At 53.4% G+C, this 13,961-nt stretch carries 15 protein-coding genes and 1 pseudogene; all 16 read right to left on the minus strand.

The features are described 5' to 3' along the window. Window positions 1-493 (minus strand): annotated as a pseudogene (locus tag BLW97_RS09560) (hypothetical protein); the annotation flags it as partial. A 1-nt stretch (window position 494) separates the two neighbouring features. Beyond that, window positions 495-2,183, minus strand: a complete 1,689-nt coding sequence (locus tag BLW97_RS09565; protein WP_010637891.1) for an NADH-quinone oxidoreductase subunit 5 family protein — start codon at window positions 2,181-2,183, stop codon at window positions 495-497. 33 nt (window positions 2,184-2,216) lie between these two features. Then, a complete protein-coding gene (locus BLW97_RS09570; RefSeq protein ID WP_075323008.1) occupies window positions 2,217-4,571 on the minus strand; it encodes a nitric oxide reductase activation protein NorD in 2,355 nt (784 codons plus the stop codon). Between the two features lie 88 nt (window positions 4,572-4,659). After that, window positions 4,660-4,896 carry a hypothetical protein gene (locus BLW97_RS09575; protein ID WP_075323009.1) on the minus strand — a complete coding sequence of 79 codons (237 nt, stop codon included), beginning with the start codon at window positions 4,894-4,896 and terminating at the stop codon, window positions 4,660-4,662. Then, complete coding sequence (locus BLW97_RS09580; RefSeq protein ID WP_010637886.1) at window positions 4,893-5,519, minus strand: ParA family protein; 627 nt, start codon at window positions 5,517-5,519, stop codon at window positions 4,893-4,895. Before BLW97_RS09580 ends, BLW97_RS09575 begins: the two co-directional genes overlap by 4 nt. A gap of 8 nt (window positions 5,520-5,527) precedes the next feature. After that, complete coding sequence (locus tag BLW97_RS09585; protein WP_139110794.1) at window positions 5,528-5,809, minus strand: hypothetical protein; 282 nt, start codon at window positions 5,807-5,809, stop codon at window positions 5,528-5,530. 15 nt (window positions 5,810-5,824) lie between these two features. Beyond that, the gene (locus BLW97_RS09590) at window positions 5,825-6,265 is read right to left on the minus strand and encodes a ferritin-like domain-containing protein (RefSeq protein ID WP_075323010.1); all 441 of its coding nucleotides are present in this window, start codon (window positions 6,263-6,265) and stop codon (window positions 5,825-5,827) included. Window positions 6,266-6,270: 5 nt separating this feature from the next. Then, the gene (gene csoS1 / locus BLW97_RS09595; RefSeq protein ID WP_075323011.1) at window positions 6,271-6,609 is read right to left on the minus strand and encodes an alpha-carboxysome major shell protein CsoS1; all 339 of its coding nucleotides are present in this window, start codon (window positions 6,607-6,609) and stop codon (window positions 6,271-6,273) included. A gap of 92 nt (window positions 6,610-6,701) precedes the next feature. Further along, window positions 6,702-6,998, minus strand: a complete 297-nt coding sequence (gene csoS1, locus BLW97_RS09600; protein WP_010637881.1) for an alpha-carboxysome major shell protein CsoS1 — start codon at window positions 6,996-6,998, stop codon at window positions 6,702-6,704. Window positions 6,999-7,052: 54 nt separating this feature from the next. Beyond that, on the minus strand, window positions 7,053-7,349 hold the full coding sequence (gene csoS1 / locus BLW97_RS09605; RefSeq protein WP_010637879.1) for an alpha-carboxysome major shell protein CsoS1: 297 nt from the start codon (window positions 7,347-7,349) through the stop codon (window positions 7,053-7,055). Window positions 7,350-7,393: 44 nt separating this feature from the next. Further along, window positions 7,394-7,630 carry a carboxysome peptide B gene (locus tag BLW97_RS09610; protein WP_010637875.1) on the minus strand — a complete coding sequence of 79 codons (237 nt, stop codon included), beginning with the start codon at window positions 7,628-7,630 and terminating at the stop codon, window positions 7,394-7,396. A gap of 11 nt (window positions 7,631-7,641) precedes the next feature. Further along, the gene (csoS4, locus tag BLW97_RS09615) at window positions 7,642-7,893 is read right to left on the minus strand and encodes an alpha-carboxysome shell vertex protein CsoS4 (RefSeq protein WP_010637873.1); all 252 of its coding nucleotides are present in this window, start codon (window positions 7,891-7,893) and stop codon (window positions 7,642-7,644) included. Then, a complete protein-coding gene (locus BLW97_RS09620; RefSeq protein ID WP_075323012.1) occupies window positions 7,890-9,449 on the minus strand; it encodes a carboxysome shell carbonic anhydrase in 1,560 nt (519 codons plus the stop codon). Before BLW97_RS09620 ends, csoS4 begins: the two co-directional genes overlap by 4 nt. Before the next feature lie 56 nt (window positions 9,450-9,505). Next, the gene (locus BLW97_RS09625; protein WP_075323013.1) at window positions 9,506-12,034 is read right to left on the minus strand and encodes an alpha-carboxysome scaffolding protein CsoS2; all 2,529 of its coding nucleotides are present in this window, start codon (window positions 12,032-12,034) and stop codon (window positions 9,506-9,508) included. A 61-nt stretch (window positions 12,035-12,095) separates the two neighbouring features. After that, window positions 12,096-12,428: a ribulose bisphosphate carboxylase small subunit gene (locus BLW97_RS09630; RefSeq protein WP_010637868.1), complete on the minus strand. Its 333-nt coding sequence runs from the start codon at window positions 12,426-12,428 to the stop codon at window positions 12,096-12,098. 40 nt (window positions 12,429-12,468) lie between these two features. Then, window positions 12,469-13,887, minus strand: coding sequence for a form I ribulose bisphosphate carboxylase large subunit (locus BLW97_RS09635; protein WP_010637867.1), 1,419 nt, complete (start codon window positions 13,885-13,887; stop codon window positions 12,469-12,471). Window positions 13,888-13,961 lie beyond the last annotated feature (74 nt).

A 13,961-nucleotide genomic window follows, 5' to 3' on the forward strand; every position in this document is an offset into this window, starting at 1 on the left:
GAGAGATCAGCACGGAAAGACGGGGCAAAACCCGGGCAAAACCGCCGCTCAGGCCCAGATAGGAAGCTCCGGTTTTTTTCGTCAAAACGCCCGCCCATATCAGCATCAGGGCAGCAGGGATAGACCAGGCGAGCACAAAAAGTTGCATATCCCAGTGTTGCGGCAGCAATCCGACCAGGAGCCAGGTCAGGGACAAGCCGGAAGTGGCCATAAAACGCGCCCAAATCTGCACATCACGGGTTCCTGCAGCGCGATAGGCGTAAAAAATCGCCGTAAATAATGCCAACGCCCGCAAGGCTGTGGGCATTTCCTGGCCGAGCACATACCAGGCCCCTGATTTCAGAAGCAACAGTAGACCCAGTTGTGGCAGGACAATAACCGTCAGAGCGCGCGCCCAGGCACCCGGTGCACTGACCAGTAAACGGTTAAAAATCCAGCTGAACGGGAACCAGGGAAGCAACGCACCTGCGATAATCCAGATGATGATATCCATCTCAGCACCACCGTAACATAACGTTGAGACGCCGCGCCCCACTCAACAAAATCTGAGTCATGCGGGCATACAGGTCATTGACATACAGCTCTCTGGACAACAAGGCATACAGGGCCAGATAAACACCACGCCAGCGGCCCTGGTCTGCGCGATCCCACCAACCGCTGGAATCCGCAAAAAAGGTCAAAGCCCAGGCACCGACAAAGAGCAGCGCAAGGATGATCACCAATACGTCAAAGTAGACGCTGTTGATACTGGCGGCACCATATATCTGATATTCCTCGTCGTGCGGATATAAAAAGTGTCCGAAGTAATGGCTGATCAGGGTATAACCAATGACCACCAGAACAAATGATCCGAGAATACCACCCATCAAACGCCAGGGGTTGGTATGGGTCATTTTATGGGTGGCAAACAAGGCCTGGGCTCCGGTCACCCAGCCGAAAAAGAGCAGGATAATGACCCCTTGTTCGTGCAGAAGTCGGGATGAAACAAATAAGTGGGACACACTGAGCACGACTACTGGTACGATAATGGTCAAGGCTGCCGCCGCCAGCCAGGGCAGCCGTGAAGGCTTGGCCGGACGCCGCTCGACAATCGAGGTGTACACCGGGTCCGCAGGAACGCCATCATGTTCCCGGGCCTCGCCAATGATATTTCCTGCTCCCAAAAACAGGGATGCCTTGAAAAATCCGTGGGCGATCAGATGGAAAATGGCCAGAGCAAAAGCCCCGACCCCGCATTCCATGACCATAAAACCCATCTGCCCCATGGTCGAATAGCCCAGTGAGCGTTTCACATCATTTTGAATCAACATCATGGCTGATCCCACTACAGCGGTAATCAGGCCTACGATAAAAACAAAATGCAAAACAATACTGGCGTGTTCGAATACCGGAAAAAACCGGTTAAACAAAAATCCGCCCGCGTTGACTATGCCTGCATGCATAAGTGCAGACACCGGGGTCGGACCATCCATGGTGTAGGGTAACCAGCCATGAAGCAAAAACTGGGCAGAGCGCGCAAAAGCGGCGAAAGCCAGGAGAAAACCCACCAGCTCCGGAACCGATAAACCCCAGAAAGCGTCCAGATGCGGATACATTTGCAGCCGGGAAAAAATCACCGGAAGGGAAATAGAGTGGTAACTTCTGATCAGCACAAAAGCAGCCAACCAGAGTGGCACATCTCCGGCCCGGTAAGTAATTTGCGTCCAGAACGCATAACGTCCTGCTGCAGGACGGTTGGTATCGTGGCCCAACAAAAAATAAAGTACCACCCCCACCAGAAACCAGGCGACCAGCAAGGTAATCAGATCAGCCGCAGAAACCATGAATAAAATAGTCGCTGTCATCAAGTCAAGAAGCGCAAAAAAGCGGGTGTAATTAGCCTCTTCGACCATGTAGCGCACAGAATACATATGGACCAGCAGGCTGATTCCACTCACAAAACTCCACATGATGAGGGTTAGAGGATCAAGCCATACACTCCCCCAGAGGGTGCCGATAACCTCCACGCGCGAAAAGCCGCCCAGGGCATAACTGGTCAGCTCAATGAGCGCCAATATAAAAGTCAGCAAGGTAATGATTACGCTGATTCGCGCCGCCACCTTGCGGGCAGAATGCGCAAAGACAAAAATAATGACTGCCGATAAAATTGGCAGGAATGGAATTGCAATTGCCCAATTACCCATTCGACACTCCCTGTATTATGTTCCAATTTAAAATCATTTGGTCATGGATATATAAAGCTGCGGTAATTTTTCTGGAAGCTTGTCCACATGATCCAGCACCAGATAATTACGTTGCCCGAAAATTCTGGAAACATATTCATCGGCATAAGGGTCCAGAGACAGGCAAAATGTCCGGATACCCTTGCGGTTCAGTTCTTCTACGGCTTTTTTGGTATCAAAACGCAAATATTGTGGATCGCGCACATCATTATCTGCGGGTTCACCATCGGTGAGGAGCAGAATCAATTTTTTCTGGCTGGCACGCTGATCCAGCAGATGTCCGGCATGGCGCAGTGCCGCACCCATGCGGGTCGAAAGCTGTCCGGTCATTCCTGCCAGACGACCTTTCACTTTGTCATCATACGGCGCATCAAAGTCCTTGAACTTGTAAAACTCTACGTCGTGGCGCCCATTGGAATCAAAACCACAGAGCATATAGGGGTCGCCAATGCGCTCCAGGGCCTCAGCCAGCAAAGCCGTGGCTTCCCTGGCCAAATGCAGCACACTGACATCTCCTTCCGAACGCGTACGCAGCAGGTCATTGGTCGATTCGGAAAGATCAACCAGCAACATGACGGAAAGATCCCGAATATTCAGACGGGTGCGAATACCTATACGCGGATCCGGCTGTTGCCCCATGCGGATATCCGTCATCGCCAGAATGGCCGCATTAATATCAATTTCATCCCCATCTTCGACTTTGCGCGTCCGCACCACGCCCTGGGGCTGCACCGCTTCAATCAGCTTTCGCAGCCTTTGCACCAAAGGCTTTTGTTGTTCGAGCATGGTATTAATTTCTGAGGGATCTCCCATTTTGGGATGTTTTTCATACACGGTCACCCACAAGGGACGTTCCAGCTGGGTCTGATAATCCCACTCGGAATAATTTACCGGTTGCGACACCGGCGTCTTGCCCTCTTTTTCGTTAAACGTCAGGCCATCGTCGTCATAGAACTCTGTGGCGAGCACCCAGACTTCCTGGGCATCATCTCCCGCTGTTTCCACATCGACGGCGTTGATCATTTCCATGATGCTGACATATTTGCGTACCTGAGCCTGACCGCCGGAGAGAGGATCGCCACTCCAGTCTGTGGCAGGCGCCGTCCAGAGATAGCGATTATCATCGCGATAGGGGCTTTCAGACTGATCTTTCTGCACAGAGTAATTCCAGGAAGATTTTTCACATTCTTCCGCCAGTTTTTCAGCAGCCGCCATCAGCACATCATAAACGTCTTCTTCGGCTGCCAACACCCGGATAAACGCTTCTCGGGCGTTGGCCACAAAGGGATGTGGATCAGCATAGTCAGCATCGAGCAGTGCGAGGCTGATACGATCCATGATGGCTACGGTTTCAGGCTCTGCTGCCTGTTCCACACAGGCCGGCAAACGGCCTAAATGTTGCCATAGAGGGAAAAGACCCGGGAATTTCTGGATGGCAAGATGCTCAACCCGGGCATCTTCCAGAATACCAATCCACAAACGTTGCAAGGGCTTTGCCAGCTCAAAACGGGGATCGTATCTGGAAAAAACCACATGCGCTGCGGCGTGTGCCGCTGCAGCACGATACAGCTCCAGGGCGGCTGTTTTTTCCCCTTGGGCGTTTTCCACATCGTCGTAGGCGTCGGGAACATGAATGAAGTAATTTTCTATGTAGGGCTGGTAACCTTCTCTGGTTTCATAATCTCCGGAAGTGGGACGCAGAAAAAAATCACGACCCCACAAAGCGCGCAGATACATGATCAAACGGCGTTGTACGTCAATGAAAAGAACACCGCGACGTTCCTGCTGAAGCACGGCCAGGGATTGTGGCGTATTCAGACCGAAAAATTCTACCTGTGCGGCAAAATCACTGCGATAGGCGGAAATACCCCAACTAGCCCAACGCCGCAAACCACCCAGGGTCATTTTTTCGAGGAGCACTTCAATTTTGCCCAACATCGGACGAACACCACGCGGTGCCTGGGCGAGTAACTGATCAAGTAGCAGCAGATAGCCGCGAAACAATTCCAGTTCACCCAAACGACGGGCAACAATCGGAGCACTGGTGAAAAATAAGGCCAGCACTTCGGCGCTGGTTTTGGAAAACATGCGAATGGCCATGGAAAGCATTTCGAAAACAGCCTGCTCGCCAATTTCACGGGCAACCTGTGGGGCACCTTCTATAAAAGCAAGAACCAGATCAGTCCCACGTCCCAGCGCCTTAAGGCTGCTGGCACCCTGCAGATAGGATTCGAGACCACGTCGACCAAAAACCCGGGCGGCTTCATACCAATTGGCCTCCAGGACTTCGGCGGCGTGTGGCCCCAGATCTTCCAATATTTCCGGATAATCCGCCAACTGAATGGACATACCTAGCTCACCCCATTTTTATCGCAAAGCACCCTCTACCCATGTACTACACACAGGCCGGTCAAAATTCATCAGGAAGAATACGGTGCTAGTCTGGCCAAATACGCTGGGGATTGATTTCGCGCCCACCACCTGCATTCAGATCGCACACGGCGGGCGTTGCTTTGGGCGTGCTTTTCTGAACAGGTTTACTGCTCGTCGCCAGTTTATTGCCCGTAGTTGTTTTTTCAGTGCCTGCCGCAGGTGTGCTGGCTGTAGCTGCAGCCGGAGTACGCCGTCTGGGACTCTGGATACTCGCGTTGAGTTTGTTCTCCAAATTGCTCATTTCAAGATCTCCTCAATAATTCCTTCGAATTCCTGTACGGCAGCCGTGGCTCGCTTACCCATCTGATACACACTTTTCCCTTCAATGGCTGCATTCCGGTATATGGCCCGGCGGGCGACCTGCACTGGTAACACTTTCAGGCCCATTGCCTGAACTGCAGATTCTGCAGCACGAGACAAAGCACTGTGGCTTTCCACCTGATTCAGCACAAATGCTGCATTTCGAGCCGCTTTTCCCGCATGCAGGGCCGAAATCACTTCTACACTGCGTTGGCTCGCCCATAAATCCAGTGGCGAGGGCAGCACTGGTAATAATATCCAGTCCGCCATCGCCAGTACCTCCCGGGTTTCAGCACTCTCCAGAGAAGGCGGACAATCAATCACCCAGTAGGCAAAATCAGCGGATTGCCCCGCGCTTTGTTCTGACCAGCTTTGTACAGACAAAGCATGACCATCAGCTTCAGCAGCCCAATCCGCCCAATAGCCCAGGCTTCCCTGAGGGTCGGCATCCAGCAGTAAGGTGGCACCGCGTTTGGACAAGCCCATCGCCAGGTTCCAGGCCAGAGTGGTTTTACCACAACCACCTTTGGCATTAAAAAGGGCAATCCGCTTGGCGGTGGTCATGATCAATGTTACTCCCGTGCCTGCACTGCGCAGTGCTCAGCCGCTGCAGCAAATTCTGCCCGCTCAGGCTCCACGGCATCTTCTTCAAATTGAATTGCGACGACCACGTAGGTTTTCGCAAAATTCAGGTTTGGATAATAGCCGAGTTTCTCAGAAAGTCCCGTCAGCAAATCCAGAAAATGACGAGTTCGTGCATAGTCGGAAAACTCAAATCGTTTGCTCCACCCCAAAGGACGACGCTGAATTTCCCATCCCTCGGGAGCCTGCATATCCTGGAGATCCTGGTTCACAAACACCCTCCAAACTTAGTGAAAACGCTCCAACATTTCGGCAAGCGACCGCATATGGCCTTCTTCATCGGCGCGCAGATGGGCAAACACCTCAGCAGAAGGAATATCCCGCATACGCTCGGAAAAATTCTGGGCTTCGCTATACAATTGCACTGCCGAAAACTCCAGGTCCTGATCGTGCGTCAACATTTCGCGCAAATCCCTACCCGGGCGCGGTGGCCGTAATTGCGCACCCGTCGGGGCTATTCCCATCAGCAAAAGCTGCTGACTGAGAATACCGGCATGATCCAGTTCTTCCCGCGATTCATTACGAAAATATTCAGCCCAATCTGCCATGCCCCAGAGCGTACAAAGACTTGACTGGGTACGGTACTGCTGCACCGCCGTGTACTCATGAGTCAGCGCACGCGTTAAAAAACCAATGATGCGGGGATGATGAATACGCACCCCATTCATGGGTTTCAGCTCAGATTGCCGGTAACATCACCATCCCGGCCACTACCATCAGTGCTGGGAGACTGAGGTAAAATATGTTCCACCTCGGTGTGTACCCGGGCAATAATGTGGGCGGCTACCAGACCATCACCGACCCGTTCGCAGGCATCAGCACCCGCACGGACAGCCGCATTTACCGCACCCGTTTCGCCACGCACCAACACAGTGACATAACCGCCACCCACAAACTGACGGCCAACCAAACGGACTTCTGCCGCTTTGGTCATCGCATCCGCTGCTTCAATAGCTGGCACCAGACCGCGTGTTTCAATCATACCCAGAGCAATACCCGTAAGTGCTGCCATCTGTGTCTCCTTTATATTGATTACCTCTGCCAGGAAGGGCGTAGGAACTACGCCCGCTCACTCACGTTCATTCAAGCAACAATCAAACCGGTTCAGGCTGATGGTGCTTTCGGCAGAATGTGTTCTACCTCAGAATGGACACGGGCAATAATGTGGGCGGCTACCAGACCATCACCGACCCGTTCGCAAGCATCAGCACCCGCACGAACTGCAGCATTCACCGCACCTGTTTCGCCACGCACCAATACGGTGACATAACCACCACCGACAAACTGGCGACCAATCAAACGCACTTCAGCAGCCTTGGTCATCGCATCAGCTGCTTCAATAGCTGGCACCAAACCACGGGTTTCAATCATACCCAACGCAATACCTGTCACTTCTGCCATTTCATCAACTCCTCAATAGACAATCTAAAAATCAGAACCGCTGGCTGCCGCTGATTAAGCAGTGGCAGCCTTCGGCAGGATGTGCTCGACCTCAGAGTGCACACGCGCAATGATGTGTGCAGCCACCAGGCCGTCACCCACCCGTTCGCAGGCATCAGCACCAGCACGAACTGCAGCATTCACTGCACCTGTTTCGCCACGCACCAACACGGTGACATAACCACCACCGACAAACTGGCGACCAATCAAACGCACTTCAGCGGCCTTGGTCATTGCATCAGCCGCTTCAATAGCCGGCACCAAACCACGGGTTTCAATCATACCCAACGCAACACCTGATACATCTGCCATTTGCACCCCTCCTTACGAGAACAAAACCCAATATCGAGAACGTTTCAAGGTTCCCAAAAGTCAATGATTCCACCAATGGTCAAATCAGTATGAATCTCAAAATCGCCCGCCGCATAACGCGCCGCCGAACCTGCTACCGTAAACACCCATTTACCCGGCGGAACCCCTACGGGATCCATCGCTACATTCAGTTTCCCTGTTGCATCAGACAACACCCGTAGCGAACTTTGCTTCAGTCCAGGAACCCGACGGGTGACCACCAGCTCCGAAACCACCTGCATAATCTCCACGACTACAGAGGGTCCCAATTATCAATGATGCCAATAATCGTCAGATCTGATGGATAATCCTTACTGCCAGCAGCTTCGCGCGCTGCCGAAGATCCCACACAAATCACCCAATCACCGGGAATACAACCCACAGCATCCACCGCCAGTGAGCGCGGTCCACCTTCCTTTTCCTGAACCACCAGTAGAGGACGATGACCCATTTCTGCAATACGGTTGGTCGATACCAGAGTTTTTTCCACACGCATGATCTTCATGTGAGTGGCACCTCCTCCAATGGACTGCCCAGTTTCTGATTCTGGACGCTGCCATGTAAATAAAGCATACCTTCGGACAGTAAATCACTGTACCGTGCTTGAATAGCTGCTGCCACGCGCTGTAATTTGATAATGATGCGTTCTCTGTGGCCAGGGACATTGGCGTCATATCTGTAATTAATCGCCATGGGTATGGGTAAACCCTGTTCGACATTCAGATGTCGAAAAATCTTGACCCCCACATCCAGATCCGCAGCTCCCTCTTCCACAGTATCCAGGTGCGCGTAATAAGACAGATTACGCACCTGCAACTCCTGAAAACCGTCACCAATACTCATAAAGCGTTCGCCATGGCCTCTGTCGGGATACCAGCCCCCGAAGTTTTCAATGACATATTCTATCTGGCTCAGATTATTGATAAGCAGGTTGGCAATCAGGCGCCGCATCCCGTCATGGGGTTTGCCGTCACCCTGCCCCCATCCGCCGACATCACTGACATTGGCGATGGCTTCATAAATTGCAAGGCGTGCCTGATCGGCATTCATACCCAGAGTCTTTTTATAGAGTTCGGCATTGTCCACAGAGCGGAATAGACTCAAATCTCCATGACTGTCCGGCACATGAATGCGAATCGCATCAGTATCCGTATCGAGGCCAATCAGCAAAATATCGGTACTGGCACCACAACAAAAAGCATTTTCAATACCATGGCGAAACTGTTGCAAGCGTTCCAGAGCAGCTTCCATAGCTAATTTTTCATTGCTCTGATGCGCTGCACAACCCTGATGCATAGGATCCAGTGAACTGCGGTGATATACGGCCACCTTTAGATATCGGGTACCACTATCAGAAGTACTGGGATACCCCTCACGGAAGCGACGCAATTCCGCAGCCTGCCAGTCAAGAATATCGTCTTCTACATCAAACAAAGTTCCAGCAAAAGTAGAGTATCGTAATAAATCCGAAGCAGGCAGTCTTAAAATATAGGTAAACAGGCCTTTCAAACGACCATCAGCACAGGCTGAAACATTAATTGCGTGAAACCCGCAGTCGACTAGCAAGGCATCCAGACTTTGAGCATCGGCTACTTCCTGATGGATGCGCTGCGAGAATTGCTCAACGCCTGCCGCCAATGCTGAAAAGATGCTGGAACTATACAAGGTCGGTACATCCACACCATGAATCCACGACCTCTCCAAAACACCTTCAGGAAAGGGATGACCTAAATGCTGTTCTGCCAGACGGTTAGCCTGCTCGGTAAAGTCACGCGATGCGCCCAAAGCAGCCACTTCTTTCAGAACCGGCACAATTTCATCAAAACGCCGCTTGATACTTGATTCGAAACGGGCAAGACGATCATTTTCCGTTTTATTCACCAAAGCATGGTGGCATTGGTGGGCGGGTAGGCTGGCGCAGGCTGGATGCACAGCTGGCTTACCGTCAGCCTGCTGGGGAACCTGAACGTGCACAGCCTGAGAGAACTGCCTGGCCATGGGCATGGGCATGGGATCTGGCGTACCTATACCACGCATGCGTCTGATTTTACGTGTATCCAAGCTTCAGCCCTCAACCTGAAAAGCTGAATCATCCCGGAACAGATGCCGAAAACCCATCATCCTCGCGCGCCTCCGGAATAAGTAACCAATGACCCCCGGGAAGAACTCCCGCTGCTGCCGGTCAACTTGGATTCACTCAACGCTGCCGACAAAGCCTGCCCTTTGTTTACGCCCGCAGACATGACACAAATTTTCGCATCACCGCGTTGCGTAGGATTACGCTTTTGGGCCCAGTGTCCTTCTGTGCCGGTGACGCGCTTACTCCGACTCCAGTCGTCACCAGTAATCTGCCAGGCACCACGTTCGGGCACAGCCGTTTCCGAAGAGGCTACTTCCGGGCTGGCAGGCATGCCTGGCTGCACGGAAAGCGGAGTACCTTGCGGCATTTCCCGAGTCCGGAACTCTGGCGTACCGGTCACCAGCCCTCTTGCCAGATTGACCGGGCCAGTGACACGATCATTCTGATCCGCACTATTGCCGGTAATGCGACCGGGCATCTGCCGGGACGGAGGAACAATACTGAAGTCCTGCGGCGCACTCACTACGGCCTGTGGAGATTGCGGTGCAACCGGCGCGTCCACAAAACGGGTGCTGGCCGGTACCATTTGTGCCATTGCCTGTTTTTTGAGCGCACAGTTACTGCAGCATGCCGGTTCCTCTTGAGGCGCACTTGAAGCTATGGCTGACTGCATCACGGCCTCCTGAGGAGCTGATTCAGGCAGGTTGCTGAGGGCATCGCCCGCGTAAGGCGTTCCAGAAACGGCTGAAAACGCCCCAGCCTCATTACCTGTTACATTTTCTGAAGGTGTTAGCAACGGTCCACTGACCAACTGTCCAGTAGCGGTCCGAGTTACACCCACTTTGGGAGCTTCAGCATGCGGAGTGCTCGCGCATGCAGCATAATGCTCTGCCCCATAATATTCCGTACCGGTGACGGGCAAGCACTCTCCACGCTCGTCACCAGACATTTTTGGGTGTGAACTCACTCCTGTCCCTGTCAGGGCGGTACCCGACAGACTGGACATCATCCCCACCTTATCGACACCACCGCCACACAAGTTCGCCACAGCGTAGCCTGTACCGGTTACCCGTTGACAACTACCAGGCTCATTACCGGTGACCTTTTCAGAACGATCTACCAGATTGCCGGTAATCCGCAGCCCTTTATCGGTATTACTGATTCCGACCTTGGCAGGTACCGGCTCCGGTGCCGCCGTACGGCATAAAGACTGAAAGGTTTCCTGACTCAGATACTCCGTTCCGGTAACTGGCCGACATTCGCCGGAGTCCAGTCCCGTAATTTTGCTGGAACTGTCTACCGCTGTTCCGGAAATCTGTTCACCTGCCAGGGTGTGCGTTTGCGAAACCTTGGGTGGTGCGCCGTTAATGGTCATCCGGGCCACTCCAGCATCAGAATACTGGGAACCCGTAATCCGCTGCTGAACGCCCGTCTCGGAACCCGTCACAGCGACGGCTCTTGCCTCATCTGAGCCACTGATCGGCAGGCGTTGTTTCGCCGAAATACCCATCGCCACTTTCTGAGGTCGGGCTGGCAGATCTGACTGGCAAAATGCACCAAAGTTTTCCATGCTCAGGTATTCGGTACCGGTGACTGCCGTACACGTACCGGCTTCATCGCCTGTCACATCAGCAGACCGGCCCAGTTGCGTACCTGATACAGACTGCCGCGCAGTGGTACTGGACTGCCCTACCTTGGCAGGATTTGGCGCCGGACGACTGTTGCAAAAACTGGTGAACTGATCAGTGCCAACATATTCTGTACCGGTAATTCCCCGACAGGATCCGGCCTCATTACCGGTAACCGCAGCCTGACGAGTCACTTGCGTTCCGGTCACTTCCGAACCTGCCAAAGTGGTATCCACTTCAACTTTCTGTGGGGCCCGATACTTTCTGGAACGTAACTGACCGGCAGCCCGGGCAGGTTGCGTGCGACCCCGACCATGTTCGGCCTGTTCCTGACGATGCAAACGGGCGAATTCGCGGCCATTACCATTTTGCAGATAACGCAAGCGCGCGGCGGCAGAACTCAGACCACGCATCACCGTAAGCGCCACCTTGCCCTTTTGGGAGAGCGTCTGCCGCCGTGCCTTGCAGAGCTGGCGCACTGAATTTTCGCGCCAGGCAAAATCGGAAGGGCTTGATTCAACCATTTCACATACGGAATCCAGAAATGATTCTTCCACACCGGGAATCAGCGGCTGCTCAACCTTTTCAGCAACCATTACTGCCTGGCTGCTTTCTGCCGGGACAACCCGACGACGGCTGCGCAAACGCCGCTGCTCCGGATCAGACCAGCACTGCGCACCCGTACATCTTTGGGCGCGATGCGCTAATGCGGCTTCTCTTCCGGAGTTTTTTTGGGACATGTTATCAATGTGTACGGATGGCGACATAACCACTGCTGCTGTGGGTTCTGTCTTCATCGAATTCGGTACAGACTTTGGCTCAGCAGCTGCTGGCACTGACCGTGTTCTTTCGGTTTGCTTGCGCACGGCCTGCTGGCGCCGCATCTTCTGCGCCAAAGCCCGACCACGCAAGTGACCGGAAGCGGATAATTCAGACATATTGCCTCCCTTGATGTAGCCGCCGTAAAAAACACGGCGGCTTCGTCACTGCTGCCCCTGTTCAGGAGCCCCGGTAAACCACAAACGCCAGACCTTGACTCTGGGTGTAGTTGTCGTAACCGATCAACTTCACCAGATGACCCGGGTATTCGCGGTGGCAGGCTTCCAACTCGGCCAGAATGGCGTCAACACTTCTTTCGCCAAACATCGGAAGCTTCCACATGTACCAGTAATGCGTGAACGAGCGACTGGGCTCGACATGCTCTACTGCAGGGTTCCAACCCTGAGCGACAATGTACTGAATCTGAGCCCGAATCTGTTCAGCAGACATGGGTGGCAGGTATGAAAACGTCTCATACCGGCGGACTTGCTTATAATCTTGCACATCGGCCATGATGACCTCCTTCCTGAATAAGCTGATGAATTACCAGAAATTAGCGGTTCTGTACGTCGAGCTTGTCGACCGTATCGAACTCAAACTTGATTTCTTTCCAGGTTTCCAGAGCGATCTTGAGTTCTGGCGAATGGCGAGCTGCATTCATCAACACTTCCTTGCCTTCCTTCTCGATCTCGACGCCACGGTTACGGGCTTCGACGCATGCTTCCAGAGCCACGCGGTTAGCCGCCGCACCTGCCGCATTACCCCAGGGGTGACCCAGAGTACCGCCACCAAACTGCAGCACGGAGTCATCACCGAAAATGCTCACCAGTGCCGGCATGTGCCACACGTGAATACCACCGGAAGCCACGGCAAAGGCGCCGGGCATGGAACCCCAATCCTGATCAAAGAAAATACCGCGACTGCGATCTTCAGGAATGTAGGATTCGCGAAGCAGGTCAATCCAACCCAGGGTAGAAGCGCGATCGCCTTCCAGCTTGCCGACCACGGTACCGGTATGGAGATGATCACCACCGGACAGACGCAGGGCCTTGGTCAACACCCGGAAGTGAATACCATGGTTGGGATTTCGGTCGATCACCGCATGCATGGCACGGTGAATATGGAGCAGAACGCCATTTTTGCGGCACCAGCGGGCCAGACCAGTATTGGCACAGAAACCGCCCGTGAGGAAGTCATGCATAATGATGGGCATACCCAGTTCTTTGGCAAACTCGGCGCGCTCGTACATTTCTTCCGGAGAAGGCGCGGTCACGTTCAGATAGTGACCCTTGCGCTCACCCGTCTGGGCTTCGGCATTGTGGATGGCATCAGCCACGAAGAGGAAGCGGTCACGCCAGCGCATGAAAGGCTGGGAATTGACGTTTTCGTCATCCTTGGTGAAATCCAGACCACCACGCAGGGCTTCATATACGGCACGACCGTAGTTCTTGGCAGAAAGACCCAGCTTGGGCTTGATGGTACAACCCAGCATCGGCCGGCCATACTTGTCAAGCAAGTCACGCTCTACCTGAATACCATGAGACGGACCGTTACAGGTCATGACGTAATGCAGCGGGAAGCGCACGTCTTCCAGACGCAGGGCACGAACCGCTTTAAATCCGAATACGTTACCCACCAGCGAGGTGAATACGTTAACCACCGAACCTTCTTCGAACAGGTCGATCGGATACGCGATGAACGCATAGAAAGCTGCGTCGTCACCGGGGACGTCTTCAATGCGGTACGCACGACCCTTGTAGTAGTCCATGTCGGTAAGCAGGTCAGTCCAGACCGTAGTCCAGGTGCCGGTAGATGATTCTGCGGCTACCGCCGCCGCTGCTTCTTCCCGATCCACACCAGGCTGCGGGATAATCTTGAAACACGCCAAAAGATCCGACTCGAGCGGCACGTAGTCCGGAGCCCAATATGTGTGGCGGTACTCCTTGACGCCGGCTTCATATTTACCAGCCATAAGATTCCTCCTAAAGTATCAGTCTAACTCGACCTGCAAAGCTGTAACCCTTGACGAATGTACAAAGTGCCTTC

Origin of the sequence: Acidithiobacillus albertensis (assembly GCF_001931655.1) — a bacterium.
Classification (GTDB): Bacteria; Pseudomonadota; Gammaproteobacteria; order Acidithiobacillales; family Acidithiobacillaceae; genus Acidithiobacillus; species Acidithiobacillus thiooxidans.

What these genes read in the sequence shown, in the direction of transcription:
- BLW97_RS09565 (WP_010637891.1), bottom strand. Translation starts at nt 2,183, where the DNA reads ATGGGTAATTGGGCAATTGCAATTCCATTCCTGCCAATTTTATCGGCA.
- BLW97_RS09570 (WP_075323008.1), bottom strand. Translation starts at nt 4,571, where the DNA reads ATGTCCATTCAGTTGGCGGATTATCCGGAAATATTGGAAGATCTGGGG.
- BLW97_RS09575 (WP_075323009.1), bottom strand. Translation starts at nt 4,896, where the DNA reads ATGAGCAATTTGGAGAACAAACTCAACGCGAGTATCCAGAGTCCCAGA.
- BLW97_RS09580 (WP_010637886.1), bottom strand. Translation starts at nt 5,519, where the DNA reads ATGACCACCGCCAAGCGGATTGCCCTTTTTAATGCCAAAGGTGGTTGT.
- BLW97_RS09590 (WP_075323010.1), bottom strand. Translation starts at nt 6,265, where the DNA reads ATGAATGGGGTGCGTATTCATCATCCCCGCATCATTGGTTTTTTAACG.
- csoS1 (WP_075323011.1), bottom strand. Translation starts at nt 6,609, where the DNA reads ATGGCAGCACTTACGGGTATTGCTCTGGGTATGATTGAAACACGCGGT.
- csoS1 (WP_010637881.1), bottom strand. Translation starts at nt 6,998, where the DNA reads ATGGCAGAAGTGACAGGTATTGCGTTGGGTATGATTGAAACCCGTGGT.
- csoS1 (WP_010637879.1), bottom strand. Translation starts at nt 7,349, where the DNA reads ATGGCAGATGTATCAGGTGTTGCGTTGGGTATGATTGAAACCCGTGGT.
- BLW97_RS09610 (WP_010637875.1), bottom strand. Translation starts at nt 7,630, where the DNA reads ATGCAGGTGGTTTCGGAGCTGGTGGTCACCCGTCGGGTTCCTGGACTG.
- csoS4 (WP_010637873.1), bottom strand. Translation starts at nt 7,893, where the DNA reads ATGAAGATCATGCGTGTGGAAAAAACTCTGGTATCGACCAACCGTATT.
- BLW97_RS09625 (WP_075323013.1), bottom strand. Translation starts at nt 12,034, where the DNA reads ATGTCTGAATTATCCGCTTCCGGTCACTTGCGTGGTCGGGCTTTGGCG.
- BLW97_RS09630 (WP_010637868.1), bottom strand. Translation starts at nt 12,428, where the DNA reads ATGGCCGATGTGCAAGATTATAAGCAAGTCCGCCGGTATGAGACGTTT.
- BLW97_RS09635 (WP_010637867.1), bottom strand. Translation starts at nt 13,887, where the DNA reads ATGGCTGGTAAATATGAAGCCGGCGTCAAGGAGTACCGCCACACATAT.